This window comes from Ruegeria sp. HKCCE4148 (genome assembly GCF_017872495.1).
Classification (GTDB): Bacteria; Pseudomonadota; Alphaproteobacteria; order Rhodobacterales; family Rhodobacteraceae; genus Ruegeria.
The window spans coordinates 544,474-562,003 of the sequence record NZ_JAEDOS010000002.1 but is presented as its reverse complement, the minus strand read 5'-3'; the positions used below and the strand labels follow the sequence as shown (position 1 = coordinate 562,003).

The 17,530-nt window shown below is 55.0% G+C and carries 12 protein-coding genes; 1 reads left to right on the top strand and 11 read right to left on the bottom strand.

Annotation, left to right across the window (positions count from 1 at the left end; all coding sequences use genetic code 11):
• The first annotated feature begins 76 nt into the window (after positions 1–76).
• A complete protein-coding gene (locus tag I9187_RS07855) occupies positions 77–2,290 on the top strand; it encodes an NADP-dependent isocitrate dehydrogenase (protein WP_209509367.1) in 2,214 nt (737 codons plus the stop codon).
• Between the two features lie 489 nt (positions 2,291–2,779).
• Here the strand turns inward: I9187_RS07855 and I9187_RS07850 are convergent, their stop codons facing one another.
• The 11 genes from I9187_RS07850 to I9187_RS07800 all read right to left on the bottom strand — a co-directional run bounded on the left by I9187_RS07850 (position 2,780) and on the right by I9187_RS07800 (position 17,528).
• Positions 2,780–3,769, bottom strand: coding sequence for a glycosyltransferase family 2 protein (locus I9187_RS07850; RefSeq protein WP_348540078.1), 990 nt, complete (start codon positions 3,767–3,769; stop codon positions 2,780–2,782).
• A gap of 236 nt (positions 3,770–4,005) precedes the next feature.
• Positions 4,006–5,112 carry a transporter substrate-binding domain-containing protein gene (locus I9187_RS07845; RefSeq protein ID WP_171177005.1) on the bottom strand — a complete coding sequence of 369 codons (1,107 nt, stop codon included), beginning with the start codon at positions 5,110–5,112 and terminating at the stop codon, positions 4,006–4,008.
• Positions 5,113–5,155: 43 nt separating this feature from the next.
• Positions 5,156–6,418 carry a transporter substrate-binding domain-containing protein gene (locus tag I9187_RS07840; protein WP_171235141.1) on the bottom strand — a complete coding sequence of 421 codons (1,263 nt, stop codon included), beginning with the start codon at positions 6,416–6,418 and terminating at the stop codon, positions 5,156–5,158.
• Positions 6,419–6,439: 21 nt separating this feature from the next.
• On the bottom strand, positions 6,440–7,222 hold the full coding sequence (locus I9187_RS07835) for a protein phosphatase 2C domain-containing protein (protein ID WP_171177009.1): 783 nt from the start codon (positions 7,220–7,222) through the stop codon (positions 6,440–6,442).
• 3 nt (positions 7,223–7,225) lie between these two features.
• Positions 7,226–8,305: an FHA domain-containing protein gene (locus tag I9187_RS07830; RefSeq protein WP_171238303.1), complete on the bottom strand. Its 1,080-nt coding sequence runs from the start codon at positions 8,303–8,305 to the stop codon at positions 7,226–7,228.
• Positions 8,306–8,506: 201 nt separating this feature from the next.
• Positions 8,507–10,693, bottom strand: a complete 2,187-nt coding sequence (locus I9187_RS07825; RefSeq protein WP_171238302.1) for a serine/threonine-protein kinase — start codon at positions 10,691–10,693, stop codon at positions 8,507–8,509.
• Between the two features lie 341 nt (positions 10,694–11,034).
• Positions 11,035–12,321 carry a dynamin family protein gene (locus tag I9187_RS07820; protein WP_209940131.1) on the bottom strand — a complete coding sequence of 429 codons (1,287 nt, stop codon included), beginning with the start codon at positions 12,319–12,321 and terminating at the stop codon, positions 11,035–11,037.
• Entirely contained in the window at positions 12,318–14,360 is a 2,043-nt protein-coding gene (locus I9187_RS07815) for a dynamin family protein (RefSeq protein WP_171177017.1), read from the bottom strand. The genes I9187_RS07820 and I9187_RS07815 overlap by 4 nt, the downstream gene beginning before the upstream one ends.
• Positions 14,361–14,426: 66 nt before the next feature.
• Entirely contained in the window at positions 14,427–15,299 is an 873-nt protein-coding gene (locus I9187_RS07810) for a hypothetical protein (RefSeq protein ID WP_171177019.1), read from the bottom strand.
• 23 nt (positions 15,300–15,322) lie between these two features.
• Entirely contained in the window at positions 15,323–15,727 is a 405-nt protein-coding gene (locus tag I9187_RS07805; RefSeq protein ID WP_171177021.1) for a hypothetical protein, read from the bottom strand.
• A gap of 52 nt (positions 15,728–15,779) precedes the next feature.
• Positions 15,780–17,528 (bottom strand): dynamin family protein, encoded by a 1,749-nt coding sequence (locus I9187_RS07800; protein ID WP_171177029.1) that lies wholly within the window; start codon positions 17,526–17,528, stop codon positions 15,780–15,782.
• Between the last annotated feature and the right edge of the window lie 2 nt (positions 17,529–17,530).

Genomic DNA, 17,530 nt, shown 5'->3' with positions numbered 1-17,530 from the left:
CCCTCCCGCGCCGCGCTTTTGCGGCCCTTAACTCTTAGATCGCACGCCCCGAAAGGCTTAAAAAAGGTAAAAGAATATGGCAGATAAATCGAACTTCGACATATTGTATACCATTGTAGACGAAGCGCCCGAGCTGGCCAGCGCCTCGTTCCTGCCCATCATCCGCAAGTTCGCATCTGCTGCGGGCGTCAGCGTTGGCACCAAGGACATTTCACTGGCTGGGCGCATTCTGGCAACTTTCCCTGAGAAGCTGACAGATGCGCAGCGCATTACCGATGATCTCGCCGCGTTGGGTGACCTGGTGAAAACACCGGATGCCAATGTCATCAAGCTGCCGAATATCTCGGCCTCGGTTCCGCAGCTGGTTGCCGCCATCGAAGAGCTTCAGTCGCAAGGCTATGACATTCCTGCCTATCCTGAAGAACCGGCCACAGAAGAAGAAAAAGCAATCCGCGCGCGGTATGACGCGATCAAGGGCTCGGCCGTGAACCCGGTTCTGCGAGAGGGCAACAGCGACCGTCGAGCGGCGCGTGCGGTTAAGAACTATGCCCAGAAGAACCCCCATTCGATGGGTGAATGGGCTTCGGACAGCAAAACCAAAGTGTCGTCCATGACCGGCAACGACTTTTATGCCAACGAAAAGTCCGCGACCATTTCCGCTGCTCAGGCCGGCAACGCAAATATCGAGTTTGTCGGCAAAGACGGCAGCATCACCGTTCTGAAAGACGCCTGGCCGCTGGAAGAAGGCACTGTGGCCGACGCGACCTTCATGTCGGTCAAGGCTTTGTCTTCTTTCCTTGCCGACGCTATCGAGGACACCAAGAAAGACGGCACCATGTTCTCGCTGCACATGAAGGCGACGATGATGAAGGTCAGCGACCCGATCATCTTCGGCTATGCCGTCAAAGCGTGGCTGGCCCCGGTGTTTGAGCAATTTGGTGCCGAATTGGACGCACTGGGTGTGAACCCGAATTCGGGCCTGGGCGACCTGTTGGATCGTGTGAAAGACAACGCCGATGTCATGGCCGCCATCGATGCGATCAAAGGTGATCGTCCGTCGATGTACATGGTCGACTCGGATCGTGGTATCACCAACCTGCACGTGCCCTCAGACGTGATTATCGACGCCTCTATGCCTGCCGTGATCCGTGCAGGCGGCAAGGGTTGGGATGAGACAGGCGCCAAGGGTGACACCAATTGTGTGATCCCTGACCGCTGCTACGCGCCGGTCTATGACGAAACCATCAAGTTCTTCAAAGCCAACGGCGCGTTAAACCCAGCGACCGCAGGTGCAGTCGCTAACGTCGGCCTGATGGCACAGAAGGCCGAAGAATATGGCTCGCACCCGACCACGTTCCAAGCCCCTGCCGATGGTACGATCCGCATCGTTCTTGCGAATGGTGAAACGTTGCATAGCCACGAGGTCGAGGCCGGTGATATCTGGCGGTCTTGCACCGTCAAGAAAGCACCGATCGAGAACTGGATCCAACTGGCGATGGACCGTCAGCGCCTGACCGGGTCCGAGGCGATTTTCTGGCTGGATGCAAACCGCGCCCATGATGCCGAACTGATCAAATACGTCAAACCGGCGCTCGAGGCCGCTGGCGTTGCCGACAAGTTCCTGATCATGGCCCCGCGCGAAGCCACCCGTCAATCGCTGGAAACCATCACGGCTGGCAACGACTCGATTGCCATCACCGGCAACGTGCTGCGGGACTATCTGACCGATCTGTTCCCGATCCTCGAACTGGGTACTTCGGCCAAGATGCTGTCGATTGTGAAACTGATGAATGGCGGCGGATTGTTTGAAACCGGGGCAGGAGGGTCCGCTCCGAAGCATGTGCAGCAGTTGGTTGAGGAAAACCACCTGCGCTGGGACTCGATGGGTGAGTTCTGTGCGCTTGGTGAATCTCTGAACTTCCTTGCTGACAGCAAAGGCAACGCCAAGGCAGGTGTTCTGGGTGCTGCTGCCGAAGCTGCAACGCAGGGCATTCTGGACAACAACCGCTCGCCCAGCCGCAAAGTAGGCCAGCCGGACAACCGTGACAGCCACTATTGGTTCGCGCTCTACTGGGCAGAAGCTCTGGCAGCGCAATCCGATGATGCTGATCTGGCGGCGGAGTTTGTGCCCCTGGCCAAAGACCTAGCCGATAAGGAAGAAAAAATCTTGTCGGAACTGGCTGCGGCTCAGGGTGTTGCTGCGGATCTGGGCGGATACTACCACACCGATCCCGCCAAAACGGCCGCTGTAATGCGTCCAAGTGCGACACTGAACGCGATCATCGGGTAATCGGTACCGACAGAGCAGATGCACGTGCATCTACTCTGTAAGCTAAGAAAAGGGGCCAGCAGAGAGTGCGGCCCCTTAATTATTGTGACGACAGGTCATCGATAAACGTGCCGATTTAAGCAGAGGATCAACGACTTCATCTACGGTGCTGGACCGAATACGAAACTGCATTACAGTACTCCTGTATGAGATTTTAAGTACATTATTTCAGATGGTTACAAGAATACCTCATCCACCTACGGGATTCCCCCAATAGAAACTGGAATGAGCCTAAGTTACACCTGTGACAACAAAGAATTTCACTGGTGAGGCCCCTTGGGCTCTATCACTCACTCAGAAGATGACCAGCATTTGGGGTGCTGGTCATTTTGCTTTTCAAAGCCCAAAATCTCGAGATTAACCCTGACCAAACCAATCCTGTCAGATTCGCGTCAGCTGCGGCTGTGCGCGGTCGGTTGAGCAAGGGAATGTTTTGGAGTGCGCTGTAATTCAGCCGAAACGGCGTGCCTGCGGCTGTACAAGGGAAGACTGCATCCTGTTCGCACCTGATGCGGCCACACCTTCATATTGCAAGTAGGACATACGCCGCGCCTCTCGCCGTGCAAGGGCAAGAGACTGCATGATAAGGGCGCAAACAATGAACAACATCGATGCGACAAATCCCGACACGGCAACAACCAGCGACGGTATCCGGTCAACAAGACCGGTATCCAGAAACTCGCGGAAAACCGAAATAAAGACCAACAGCGAGGGTAAAAATGCCAACAAGGCCAAAGACAGGAAAAACGAGATTGGTTTTTCGTCTTTGATCAGCAGGCCAATCATCTTGAGTATGCGCCACCCGTCCGAAAAAGTGGCCAGTTTGGAATTCGAGTCCGGCAACCGTGAGAAATAGTGTGTTTCAACTTCACCAACCGGCATCCGCATCTGCATCGCATGCACGGTAAGCTCGGTTTCAATCTCGAAGCCATTCGAAACTGCAGGAAAACTTTTCACAAACCGTCTGCTGAATACCCGGTAGCCGGACAGCAAATCGTTGATTTTGCTTTTGAAGAAAAACTTCACGAGCCCGCTGAACACGGCGTTTCCAAATTTGTGGCCCGGGCGGTATGCGTCCGTTTCGTCGTTCACCCGCGCGCCGTTAACCATGTCCAGGTTCTTTGACACCAAAAGGTTGATCAGTTCCGGTGCAGCCGAGCTGTCGTAAGTCGCATCGCCATCCGCCATGACATAGACATCGGCGTCAACATCAGCAAACATTCTGCGCACAACGTTGCCTTTGCCCTGATACGGTTCTGAAAAGACCAGTGCACCGGCTTCTTCTGCAATCCTGACAGAGTCGTCCGTAGAATTGTTGTCAAAGACATAGATAACTGCATCCGGTAGGGCTGCGCGAAACTGCTTGACGGTTTCGCCGATGGCAATCGCCTCGTTATAGCATGGCAAGATCACGGCAATTTCCAAGTCCGGTCTGTTCACCGGTGTCACCGATCTTTTCCTGAGATCCAAGGCACCTTGTATCATGCGTGACCCATGCTCTTGCTATCCCATCAAGGGATTGATGATTGCGCTTCAGCCTTAGACTGAAATGCTGATGAGGCGATTATGCAGCAGATAAACGGCCAAAATTTGTCCTACGACAAAATCATGTACGCTCAGGTAAGAAAAAAGGGCCGGTGCGTAGACCGGCCCATAGTTTCAGCTGAACCGAGGGATCAGTTCGAAGCTGCGTTCAGTTTTGCATTTTGTTCACGCAGCGAGTCCGAAATAATCGCGTACCATTCACCGGACTCACGCATTTCGTTTAGGCCTTTGTTCATCATCGCAATATACTCGCGCGCGAACGGGTTTGTACGATGCGCCAGGAAACTCATCGACGACAGTGTCGAAACATATGGGTTTTCAATGATATCAGACGAGGTCAAGCCCATATCGTTCATCGTGGATGCGAATAGATCAACCTCGAACGCGGCCACATCAGCCGTGCCGGTCAAAACCGCATCCAGGCATTCACGCGCGGAATTCGGCTGGACGACAGTTGTATTCTCACGGTTCAAACCGACTTCTTCCAGAACAACCATGCTCCAACCTGCCATCCGGCAGATGGTGGAACCTTCAAGATCGCTGAAATCCGTAGCGCTTGCATACTGGCTTTCCGGCAGAGTAAAGAAGCCGCCGACAACGTCGTAGACTGGCACCGACGCAACAAACTGGGTACAACGCGCGGTTGTTTCGGCTGACCATTCGTATGTACGGTTTGTGCAATCCGGGACAGTCCAAGCGATAGAGATGTCAAACGCACCAAGTGGCAACAGGGTATCAAGGTGCGAGCTCCAGTCATCAACAAAACTGACCGAATAATCGCGTTGGTTACCCGCGCGTTGGAGGCTAGTGGTAGCCAGACGAGTCATGATGCCGCCACCGCTAAGATTCTCAGTTGTAAACGGTTCCCAGCCGTTACCGGCAACCATCTTGATCGGCGGAGCGTAGACGTTCGAACGCTTGACGCTGGCCGCCCGCTGTTCTTCTGCTGCGATGATTTCCTGCGCGGATTGGCCGTTTGGCAGGCTGCCATCTTCACAAGGCAATGCCAAAACCAAACCGGGCTCAAGTGCGTTCGGGTTGTTGATGATGTTGCGGTTCGCGTTGAAGATCGGCTGATAGTTCGAGGTGCCATAGGCTGCAATTGCAATGGTCGCCATCGTGTCACCATCTGCAACGGTGTAATTTGTACAGGCTTCTTGCGCCGCTGCTGCACCCGCACTCAGAGCCGTGACGGCACTCGCCGACATCGCCACTTTCTTAAGGTTGAATTCAAACATGTCCACGTCCTCCAGACTTAGTTTTGCCAGGCCAGTTGGGGCCTTATCCGTTTTCCATTTGATGCCGCAGAGCGGTCGACACGATGTCGCGCCATTCTCCGGATTGCTGCATGATTGCCAGACCCTGATTCAGCGTCTCAAGGATCGCTTCCCCGTCAGGATTATCTTTGTGGGTCATGACGTTAAGTGACTTGATTGCCGCCAGGTTCGGGTTTTCGATTATCCGGTGTTCGTATCCCAGCCGCGAGATCGCCTCGACCGCCAGATGCGCTTCGATTGCAACGATGTCCGCGCGACCTTCTATTACTGCGTGAAAGCAATCATCGGGCGAAACAGGGCGCAAAAGCTTGATGATCGGTTCATATAGGCTGACAGAATCCATGTGGGATGTTGACCAGCCTTCCGGGCGGCAAATCGTTGTACCTGCAAAGTCCGCATAGCTGAACGCTTGTTCATAGCCCGATCCGTCAAGCGCAAAGAATGTGTCCACAACTTCATAAAACGGGTTCGAGAAATTGTAGGTTTCACACCGTGTGCGATCGCTTTCGGACAAGGCTTCTGCCTCTTCGCAGTTTGGGCGCGACCAGGGGAAAGTGCCGTCGAAAGCCAGCGTGGGCATCAACAGGTCCAAATGTGATGACCAGTCGTTCACAAACTGGATCTTGTAGGATTGTTCCGGTGCGGCACGCAGCATGGCTGTTTCCACCAGGCTGGTGTAAAGACCCCGGTTGGGCAGCGCTTCATCGGTGAACGGTGCATAGTTCCCGCCCGTGATCAGCAAAAGCTGCCGGTCTCGGATTTCCGGACGCTCGCCGGTGTCGGCATTCCGGATCAAAGCGGCTGCCTCAGAACGGGCGGCCTCAATCTCTTCTTTGGCCGCGGCCCGTGCTGCAACAACTGCTTCTTCACTGGTTTTCTTTGCTTCCGCTTCAGCTGCTGCCACGCGGGCTTCTGCTTCGGCCACGGCTTTTTCGGCGCGCTCTTCGGCGGCCTTTACCAGTTCTGCAGCCATTTCCGCGGCTAGGCGTTCTGCCTCGGTATCGGCAAGGACAGGTGCACGACCTATATCCTCAAGACACGGTAGCTCAAGTACGTCGCCCACCCGGATGATGTTTGGGTTCGAGCCAATGACATCCCGGTTCGCATCGAAAATGATCCGAAAATCTTCGGTCGAATAAACTTCAATGGCTAACTCGCGCAGGCTGTCCCCGCGTTGGATTTCATAGCTGGTACAAGCCTCTTGCGCCGACGCTGCGCCGGTGGCGGCAGCAAGAGCAAGGCTGGATATGATGAGGTGTTTTTTCATGAGTCCTGTTGCTTTGCCTGTTTATGTTCTTGTGAGTTTCGCGACTGCGATGGACAGATTGTCCTGATCCGGGTCACCCTTGGCCTGAACGGCCAATTGCAACGCCTCGGCGATTTCCTGCGCCAGCGATTGTTTGTGCTTGCTCAGAACCGATTGAATTTCGGCATCGCTTAGATATTGCAAACCGTCACTGCCAAGGATCAGGATATCGTCCGGTGTCACGAGAATGGGTTGCTCGGGGCAATCCACTTTGGGAATGGCGCCCCCCATTATGACCGAGGTCAGCTGGTTGCGATCCATATCCTGTGCCTCTGATTCAGTGATCTCTCCCGCAGCGAGTTTCGCGTCGATCACGGGCGCCATAGAGTGGTCTTCATTTACCTGAGACAAAGCGCCTTCGCGGAACAGATAAAGAGGGCTGTCCCCGATGGAGATCCAGAACACGCGACGCCCCAAAAGAAGAACACCCAACATGGTCGAACCCATGTTGAAACCCTGTTCTTGCGCCTCGTTATGGTTAGCAATAGCAGCGTTTGCTTGCATGGCTGCCAAAGGAAGGGCATCAACTATGGATCCCTCATTCAGGGTTTCCGCTTCAAGTTCGGGGTCCAGGGCTTCACGCCAAGCCGAAATCACCAGCTCAGAAGCGACTTCGCCTGCATCGTGACCACCCATACCGTCTGCAATCACGACATAGCCCGCATCCGACGCGTCGAACATGCGCGCAGCAATGGCGTCTTCCTGCGTCTCTCGCTGACCCTGGTGCAGGATCAGCGCCACATCATATGCCGGAGTCGCCAGCATCTATCAGGAATCCCGCCAATCAAAACCTTCGTCGCAGAAGGCCGTAAACCGGATGGATGTTTCACTAATTCGGATCAGATCCCCGCTGGACAATGCCACGGTGCTGAGTACGGGCTTGCCGTTCAAGCGCACAAGGTTGGCCTTGCCGCCGTGACCCAAGTAGCACTTACGATCTTCCGGATCATAGGCAATAACCGCATGGTTTGAACGCGAGATGCCTGTGTCGCCGAAATCCAGCTGAATAGCCTGATCATCGTTACGACCGATCTGCATCAGGCCTTCTGTCAAAGTGATGCTGGCACCCCGACCTGGCCCCGCGGTGACAACCAGCCAGCCGACTGGGAATGTCTCTTGCGCTGCCTCAGTTTTGGCGACGGGTTCTGCGGTTTCGATCAACTCTTGCACATGGGTGTCTGCACGTTCGAAACCCAGGAAAGTTGTTTTGACACGCGAGCGGCGATCTTCCGCTGGTGCAGGGGCAGGTGCGGGCTCGGCAACCGGTTCAATCGCTGGTTCAACCTTTTCCGCTTCCTGAACCGGAGCCTCTGCAACCTCAACCAAAGCCTCTGAAACTTCGGCCGGGGCCTCCGCGACTTCGGCTGGATCATCTTGCGCAGCTTCGGCAACTGGCGATTCAACCGCTTCGGGTGCGACGTTTTCCGAAACCTCTTCCACCGGTGTCGGTGCTGGGTCCTCGGCAACATGCAAAGTGATGATGTGTTCGTCTTCGAGGGCTGCCTCTTCTTCCAAAGGCTCAGCCGTCAGCAACTCTTCCGGCGCGTCGTGTTCGATTGCGGTATCTTCGACGAAAATGGAGTCCTCGACAGTCTCTTCGGTCGCGACCTCGTCGAATTCAGGCATCTTCTCTTCGGGGATCAGCTCATCCGTTTCCTCGTAAGACTCGGATGTCATGTTGCCGCCAGCCAGCGCCGCACGCAGAGCATTGAAGTCTGCAATCGGCTCTTGCTTTTCTTCTTCGACCGCAGGGGTTTCAACCGCGTCTGAGTTTTCTGCAACGTCTTCTTCTTTGGATTTGCCGGCACCTTCTAGAAGCCGGCTCAGAGGGCTTTTGTATTTGAACATGGTGTCGACACCTTCGATTTGGCGGCACGAATATCTTGTGCCGTAAGCTGCTACTTATCCCGCGCGCAAAAGCGCAGAGACACTCATTGGATACTCAAGGAAACTGGTACATTCTGCGGCGGGCCGGTTCCCGCCGGGGTGACAAACTGGATGCCACCCTCAGCAAACACACGCTGGCAGATCACAAACGAACCGGTCAGATTACTCCTGTGCAAGCTGCATGGTTGCAGCGGCTTCAGCACCGTTACGCAGGACGGTCAATTTCGCTTCGGGTCGGCCCTCAGAGACGAGTTCTGCAAGCATGGCATCCAGGCTTTCCGACCCGCCCAAGGCAATCCCCGACTGGCTTTCGCTCAGAAGCACATCGCCACGCTGCAGACCGCCTGCGTCACTGAATGGGGTCGCGTCCACCTTGGTTTGCCAGCCCTCACTGCCAGAACTGCTGACAGTAAAGGTAAATCCGTTCTTAAGTCCGACAGAACGCTCAACAGGCAAGGCAAGCAGACCGTTTTGCGCCCGGGTCTGACCAATTGGACGATAGCGGGCCGCGACGCGGGTATAACCGTCGGGATCAACGCTCAGCTTGTCCAGAACCTGTGCTGCAAGAGAAGCATCCTCGCGTATCGGCTTTCCGTTCAAAGTAAAGATCACGGCACCGCGTTGCACCCATTCGCCGATCACACTCATGTCCTGATTGGGATCGAGACCAGTTATAGCGATGGTCGCACCGGTTGAGGCGCGGCGACGAGATGTCTGGAAGGGGATTTCCACATCCCAATGCGCAAAGGACACCTGTTGCTCTGCCGGAACGGCACTTGACGTGGCGACCTCGGGTTCAAATTCTGTAACCGCAGGGTCCTGCGCCTCAGCCTTGGCCACTTCAGGGGCTGTGGGCTCTGGGGTTGCAGTCGCAGTTTCTGCCACAGCAGTCTCTGCAGGCTCAGTTTGTACCTGCTCGACAGGCTCTTCTGCGACTGGTGTTGGATCAGGCGACGGCGCGGAGGCGACTTCGGTTTCCTGTTCTTCCGAAACAGAGCTTGGTGCTTCTACCGCTGTTGCCGGGACATCTGCCGTTTCCACCTCTGCCGCGGTTTGCGTAGCTGGTGCTTCAACCTGTTCTTCGGTTTTGTTGCCAGACATTGCAAAGTAACCGCCAGCCGCCAATGCGACTGCAACCACAGCCGCGCCGGCAATCAGCTTACCACTGCCGCCAGAACCGCTTTGAACCACAGTATCGACGGCGACAGGAGCTTCTTCCTTCGCGACGATCTTGGCCAGGTCTTCGTTCCTTTTGTCATCGTTTCCAACAACAATATCCGGGTTGCCCGCCAAAAGTGCGGTCACAACGGCCTCGGCGTTTTCGCTTTCGGCCTTGATCCGTGCCTTTTCTTCTTCTTTGTCCTTGCGGTCCATGCCCACAATCACCGAGACAGGGCGATAGGCAAATGTATCAAACATCACGCCCGGACCGCGGAACATGCGCAACCAATCCAGCGCAGTCTGCAAACGATCTGTGGTGTGAACTTCCATGGCCTTGTCAATCGCCTCGAGGAACCCTTCAGGATATCCTTCGAAGCGGCCCGCAAGCGGGGTGTACGGATCATCCTGCCCGTTGTTGAAGGCATTCAACCGGCTTTGGCCGTCGACCGGGCGTTCGCCACTAATGGCGTGGTACAACGTTGCCGCCAGAACATAGAGATCACTGCTTGGCCCCTGTTCCGCACCCCGGACATAAAACTCGTGTGGGGAATACCCGTCTTTGATGACACGCAGGGTCAGCAGAGCCGCAGATTTGTTGGCCGCCTGCTCACGCGCCGCACCAAAGTCGATCAGGACAGGGTCGTCGTTCTCGTCGATCAGGATGTTGTCCGGCGAAATGTCACGATGCAACATCCCGCTTTGGTGGATGAACGAAACCGCCGACAACATCTTTTCCGTGACTTGCACGATAAAGTCAGGGCCTGCATCGTTTTCAGGATTCTCAACATAATCCAGAAGATCGCAACCGCGGATCAAGTCCATCGCGATATAGGCGGTGTCGTTGTCTTCAAACACCTGATGAACATCGACGATATTCGGGTGCACCAGCCGCGCATGATTGCGGGCTTCCTGAATAAACAGATCAATGATGGCGCGCAGGTCTTCCTTGTAGGACGGATCGTTGGGTTCAACGAGATCGCCATTGCGACGACACAAGGCACCGGGGAAGCATTCCTTGATCACCACGTCGCGCTCCAGGCTGTCGCGCGCAAGATAGGTGATGCCGAATCCTCCGTTGCTCAGAAAGCGGAGGATCTCATACTGACCGCGCAGTAGTTTTGCGCCCGGTTGCAATCCTTCGATTTTTGGTTCGTCGTGCGTTGCACCGACAGCCTGGTTGTGGCTCATTTTAATCCGCCCGTTCTACTCGTTTTTTGCGGCTAAATTTAACAGGGCCAACAGCCCACGAACTCACAACCAAAAACAACCGCAGGACACTTAAGAACGGTTAGACGTTTCAAATTTGACTTTATTGGGGCCGCCTGATGGCTTCACTATGGATCGTTCTCTTGATCATAGCACATGTAGTTTCCCACGCGCCCTTAACACTGCATATTGATAAATTGGGTAGAGGTAATGAAAACGCACACCCCTAAAAACGCAGGTTGGTCTACGAATTCGAAACAATAAAGGGCCGATTCCTTGGCCCTTCGAATCGCTAAACTGCACTCAATCTTAACGAGAGATTATCAGGTCCCGGTTTTGGATTGAGCTGCGGCGACCGTGCTACCAGCCCATGCAAGGTTGTCACCCAGCTGCACCAATATGCTGATTGCGTCCTTCAGGGGCGCATCGCCACTTTCGAACTGCAACAGCAAAAGCAGGTCGGTGGCCTTTTCAAACTCTGCTGGAATCCAGTCTGCATCCGGGTCAATCTCGCCACCTTGCTCCAGTCTTTCTGCAAAGTCTACGACGATTTCCTGGCAACTTTGCAGGAACGAAACTGGCTCTATATCCGAGGACTCGCGCAGATCCTCATAGATGCTTGCAATTGCCGCCAGCCAGTCTTCGAGAATGGGGTTGTTCAAAGGCGGTAGGGCAGAGCCCAGCGTGGATTGCATCGCTGCTGCATCGGGAGGTGTCGGTTCTGAGTCCGGTCCCTGGAGCGCTTCGAGGAATGGCAGAAATTCCTGTTGCAAGTCCTTTCGAGCCGCGTCCAGATCGCTGCGACGTCGGCTGGACGCTACGTTCAGAACTTGTTCGGCAAGGTTCTGACCACCGCACGTCTCCCACAAGGTAAAATCAGGCTCCGGCTCCTGAGCCATGGCCTTCACTGCCAAAGGAGTGCCGATCGGAACTACTTCGCAGAACATCCCGTCCTTTTCTTTGTTAAGCCGAGACAAAACGCGGTCCAATGATCCTTGCACGTGCGGCAGATCAGCGTGAGTCACAGCCAGCAGACTGTTGGCGCGCAATTCAGGTGGCACTTTGGACCACAAGTAGCGCTCTGTCTCACGCCATGCGTTTGTCCCGTTTGAACACCAGATTGCGCAGTCGACGAACTTCAGCAAGTCCAGGGTCTTTTTATAGGTATCGTCCAAAGCACCTGAGCCGGGAAGGTCAAACAGTGAGATTTCCTTCAGTGCAGGCGTGTTGATCCCCACCGAAATAAAATCCGGCTCATCCGCCGCGGCTTTTTCCAGTGCTATTCCAGAGTAGGTCTTGGGTTCTTTGTCCCACCAACCCACGGTCGTCTCGGGCGTTTCCGCGAAGGCCACAATGACAAGTGGCAGTTTCAGATGCTGAGGACCGGTGGGAAGAATATCTGCACCGGCCAGCATGTTAGCAAGGCTTGATTTACCTGCACCAAACTCCCCGGCAAACCCGATATTGACCGCATTGGACAACCGCTCGGCGTGGGCCAAAGCCCGCGCGCGCATGTCCTCCAACTTGTCATCAGACGACAGTTTTTCAGTCGCGGTCAGAAAACGCTCCAGTTGGCGCACTTCCTGTTCGGTTCCGGGAAATTCTATCATTCCGCTGCCTCTGCTTGTCGTTCGTCCGCATGGCCGGTTCCAAAGACACTTTCAAGGTCCGAAGCAATGCGGCGCGCTCGGTCGAATGCAACTTGTGCTTCGGCCTGAGCATTCAATTCACCCGCGCCCGAGCGGTGTTCGAAATGACCCGCCAACAGGGCCACATAATGATCCAAAACTGTATTTAACCGTTCCAGCAAGTTGTCACGCGTGGTGTCGATCAAATCGTCACCAATCAACTCGAACTCTTGCACAATCATCCGTTCCGCTCGTGTTACAACGCTGTTGCGCGAGATCAGACGCGACAACCAGTTTACACGCAATTCAACCGTAATTCCACGGGTGAGCGCAGTGGTGTCAGGTCGGAACCACCGAACAGCGCTGGTGTTCATGCGATTGTCGACCGGTTCTTGCCAGCCCGGCAAAGCGCGCAAAGCTGCGTTGCATTGCATGTCGACCGCATAAAGCTCACTCAGCATGCGCTGGCGCACTACTTGAGAAGCGCCTTGTACCAGTTCCCGCATGTGTTCGCGCAAAGGGGTAAAGTTCAACTCGGTCGCACCACCTTTGGCCAGCAGGGGTGATTGACCGTTGGGCCCACGCACTACGCCCGAGACGGATTCAGCAACTGTATCATCCATCACGCCACGTAGATTGGAAAGGACATCATCCATGTCCCGAGTGATTTCCTGTGTCTTATCTGCTATCAGTTTGCGCAGCTCACCAAAGGATTTGTCACTGTCACCTGCGCTGCGCGCATCGGAACTATTTTCATCTTGTAGCGCCCGCAGATGAACCTGAGACCGCTCAAGCTCACCGCGTGCGAAACTGTCAAGATGCTGCCAGGCCATCCGAAGCTGTTCGTCAATGGGCCCGTTTGTCAAAGCCTTGGTAACATGCCTGCGTAGATCTGGCAGACCTGAAGCAATCATTGCGGCAAAACGCAAAACAGCCTCGCGACTGATGGGGCCAGGGCCTTGTTTGATCTCGGCCACGCCGTTCAGGTATTGCTTCATCTGTTCCGGATGCGCGCGCAGCCACGCCAAAACATCGTCATGGTTCACACCGGTTTCATCACCGGTCAGCGCATAATGCGCCCATTGAGCGCTGCCCATCAGAACGTCGATGTCCGCATTGCCGAGGGCCTTTTCCAACCCGTCCAGAACATCCAAACGCACTTTGGCCGCGTCCTCGGGGCCGCCGCCCAACTCATCAACGCGGTTGATGAAAACAACGATCTGACCAAGCTCAAGCGCTTGCATCAGCCGGAACAGTTTTAGATCCGCGCGCGACAATGCCTGATGTGCGGACAGAACCACCACGAAGAAATCTGATTCCTTCAGGTATTGGCGCGAAATCTCTTCGCGGATCAGCAGGGGGTCATTGACCCCAGGAGTGTCCGTAACGGTTAGAGGAAACGGGAAATGCCCGATGTCGAAATAAACTTCGGCCTTGCGGGTAATATCGCTGTACAGTCCACGATCACTGCCTGGATCTACGTTGCCATCTTCGCCAGGATCATCCCCTGCGCACACATAGCGCGCAAGATCGTCCGAGTTCAGTTCTTCAAGATCGTGATGTTGCCCCAACAGCTGCTCATAGCTGTCGCCCAAACGCAGGCGCGCCCGGGTCTTCATAGCTTCGACCTGCTCTTCGATCATCTCGCGCTTATAGCTGTCCTCGTCATCGGGGAACATATTGCGCAGCTCTTCACCTTCGGCGATCAGAGATTGCCACTGGTGATTGTCAAAGAAATGGAACTCGGCCCCCTCAGTCCGACCAGAGGGATGCCCGAAATGCATGTCGGTGATTACCGTGGTCCATGGGTTGACGTCCGACGGCAGGTATTCAGCCTGCCCGGTAAACCCGTTGATCAAACGGGATTTCCCAGCCTTGATCTGCCCCACAAAAGCGATTGACGGCTTCAGGCTTGCCAGATCTCCGATGATACGCGAAATGAAATGGCGCGTTTCATCATTGCTGGTTTCATGCATATCTTCTGCGATGCGTATAAGCTCGCGGCGATTTGTTTCACTCATTACTCACTACCTTGGTCACACAAAAAAGGATTGAATTAATCGAAAATTTGAATCCTACAGGGACAATCATTCCTTAGTCCCCTGTAAAGAAGTCCACAGATTAACAACTGCCCCCAGCTTACGCGCGTCGTGGGCGGCAACAGCTATTTGACCACTATCGCTCAGCACTGCCAGTCCAGCGCCTTTCCCGCCAGACGGCCGTATGACGATAAGTTGGGGACCGTCGAACTCGTCCTGGGTATCGTTATCCCAACCCGCAAGATCGGTTGCAAAACGGGCCAAAACGTCCGGACCGGGATGCATGCCTTGCGACGGCTGGCAAGACCCTTCGTAGGCCAGGCCGGTCTTGTCCGCGCTGTCGATCAACACGCGGCCAGATGCAAAGCGGCCCGCACCGTCAAAAAAGCGCTGCGCAAGCTCTGTTGAAGGATCAACATTCATTGCAAGTGCAGGGTCGTCGTCTGTCGACGGTTCTAAATCCGGCACAACGGACACAATCGGTTCTGTGGACAAGTCAATGGCAGCGCAAGCGCTCTCGATTTCACTATAAGTCAAACCCACATCATCCGCCTCGAGATCCGAGTCCGGTTTACCTGACTTCAGCTCAAGCGGGGTAGGGGCGGTTGCAATCTCTGACACCAACTGAGCCAGCTTTTCGACCAGTTCGCCGCGACTTTCCGTTTCGAAATCCGGCGTTGGTCCGCTCGGCACCTGGAAGATATCCGTGACCCGCGAACTATTCACCTCGATCGCCAGACACATCCCATTGGCGGCCGTGAAGTCCAGCCGACGGGGCAGAATAGTGCCGCGAATGCTGCGCAAGACTGCCGCGCGCCGTGCCGCAGCCGAGTCCGCTGCAATTGTCACAGCAGGTGACAACCGCGCAACCGAGGACCGCCCGATATCCTCAAGCATGTCCAGAATGTCTGTGTCCATCATACCGTGACCCCCTCTGGTCCCGTTCAAACTGCGGCCGCAACCGACCCCAGGCTGAGATGTGATTTTGTCAATGCCAAACCGACATTTGCGCTATTGCGGCAAATGTAGCAGACCACATGGTCCGGATATTCTTTCGTCCGCAAGAAAATGTTCAGACGATCTTTTGAAAACACGGCGATTTCCCCAAATCCTGTGTTCTGCGCCTCATCATCGCCACCAGCGTCACGCAACAACGCCTCAAACGCGGCAACCCCGCGTCCTTGAAAGAGATTAGCAACCGCAATCGACAAATTGTCCAAAGATTCCGTGCATTCCGGTTCCGAAACGCTGCTCCCCAGCAGCATCCCGGTTTCCATATCGATATACCCGGCTGCAATGCAGTCGGGTATTGTTTCGATCGCTGTGCTTAAGGCGTTTTGGATGGACATCTAAGTTATTGTTTTCAATTGAAGGTTGCCGGTCATATCGATTCTGGTGACACTACAACACGTGCCATTCTGCAGCGCTGTTTTCCTTTGCTTTCGGAATGGATTGCAATGTCTCCTTTGAGTGCTTTTCACTTTTTTCTATGGCGATTTGGTCAAACTCTGCCAAAAACGCCTTGAACACGTTCTTCAGGCCATCCGCATCGTCAGGCAGATCTTCGCTGTCCGCAATTTCACGCCACATATCCGATGCACTCAAGGGCGAGCCATCCGCATCCTCAGGCCGTTCTCCGAGTACTGAGATGTTAGGCTCGATGGCATCCACCTGATCGGTCAGAGCAGCTTCGATCAGCCCGCTGGTCTCGGGTTCTGGTTCATAATCGTCGGCACTGCCGTTGGGCTGCGCTGCCATCAACGCCGCAATGGAAGAAACCGAAACCTCAATTCCACGATCTTCGGAGTTATCAGACTCGTCGACCGCGTCTTCCGCAGGTTGCGTGTTAGACGGTGCGTCCCGCAGAGTCGTGTTAAGAGATGCAAGGACATCCTCGGAGGCCTCAATCTCAAGGGCTGCACCACCGGTCTCTTCAACTTCGATGCTGTTGTCGGCCAAATCCTCAAGCTCGTCATCAAGGTCGGTACCATCTGACAAGTCAAATTCATCAACGCTGCCGTCAAGTCCGGCGACATTGGTCAGCTCCAACGGATCGTTAGACGTGTCCTTGAAGAAAGCGCGCAGATCATCACTTGTGTCGGGTTCCGCTGATGTCGGTTCTGGGTCCGAGACCATTTCAGCGCGCAGACGCTCGGCCTCTTCCGCATTGATCCGCACCCGTTCAGCTTCATCCGAGCGCCGCTCTACACGGGCGGGGCGGACGGGAAAGCTGGTGACGACCGCGGCGCCATCGTGCTCGGGCCGCGCTTCTTCTTCCACAGGGTTGACCAACCTTAAAGGTGCGGCTTCGGCCTGAGTCTCGCTGTCGGATTTCCGAGCCGGGCGCACCGGCTGCACCTTGGATGCGTCCGAGGGGCTTTTGTCGATCTGATACCGGGCCAGCTGATCGGCACGTTTGTCCATAATCTGCTCAGTGATCTCCAGGAAGCTGTCGATCATCTTTCCGCCACCGCTGCGAGACCACATCTCAGCATCACCGGTTTTGTCGCGGGCAACAATCGCATCCCGAGCGGAAAACAGAATAGAACGATTGAACAGGTGACCTGCCTCACGATTCACGCGACGCAAAACCTTTTGACGGTCCTTGAGGTTCAGCGCGTCCGCGCGAGTGATCAAAAGCAGCGAGTTGTTTTGCAAACGTTCAGGCAGTGATACCCATGTCGCACGCTCAGTCTCGCGCCAGGCTTGGGTCGCGTGTGTACACCACAATACCCCATTGGCCTGACCGACGGCCCGTTGCCAGACATCCGTCGAGATTTTAGGATCCGAGATACCGGGCGTGTCAATCAGATCGACGGCCTCAAGAATATCGGCTTTCAGAAATACCCGAATGAATTGCGCGTCGTTGACGCCCACGGATTCCAGATCGTCCAGTTCGATAACCTCGACCGAGCCGTCATGGCGCTTGATATAGGGTGAGCGATCACCCCAGCTGAACCAGACTGGCGGCAGTTGGGTTGCGGTAACCTGCGTGGGCAAGGTCTGCGTTCGTAGCAGAAAATTCATCAACGTAGACTTACCGGCACTGAATTCGCCCATCAGGGCGAAAACAGGCTTACGGCGGGACCACTGCTCGATACGTTCCCATGTCTTCGGTGAAACAAAGCGTGATTGTGTATCTTTTGCCATTT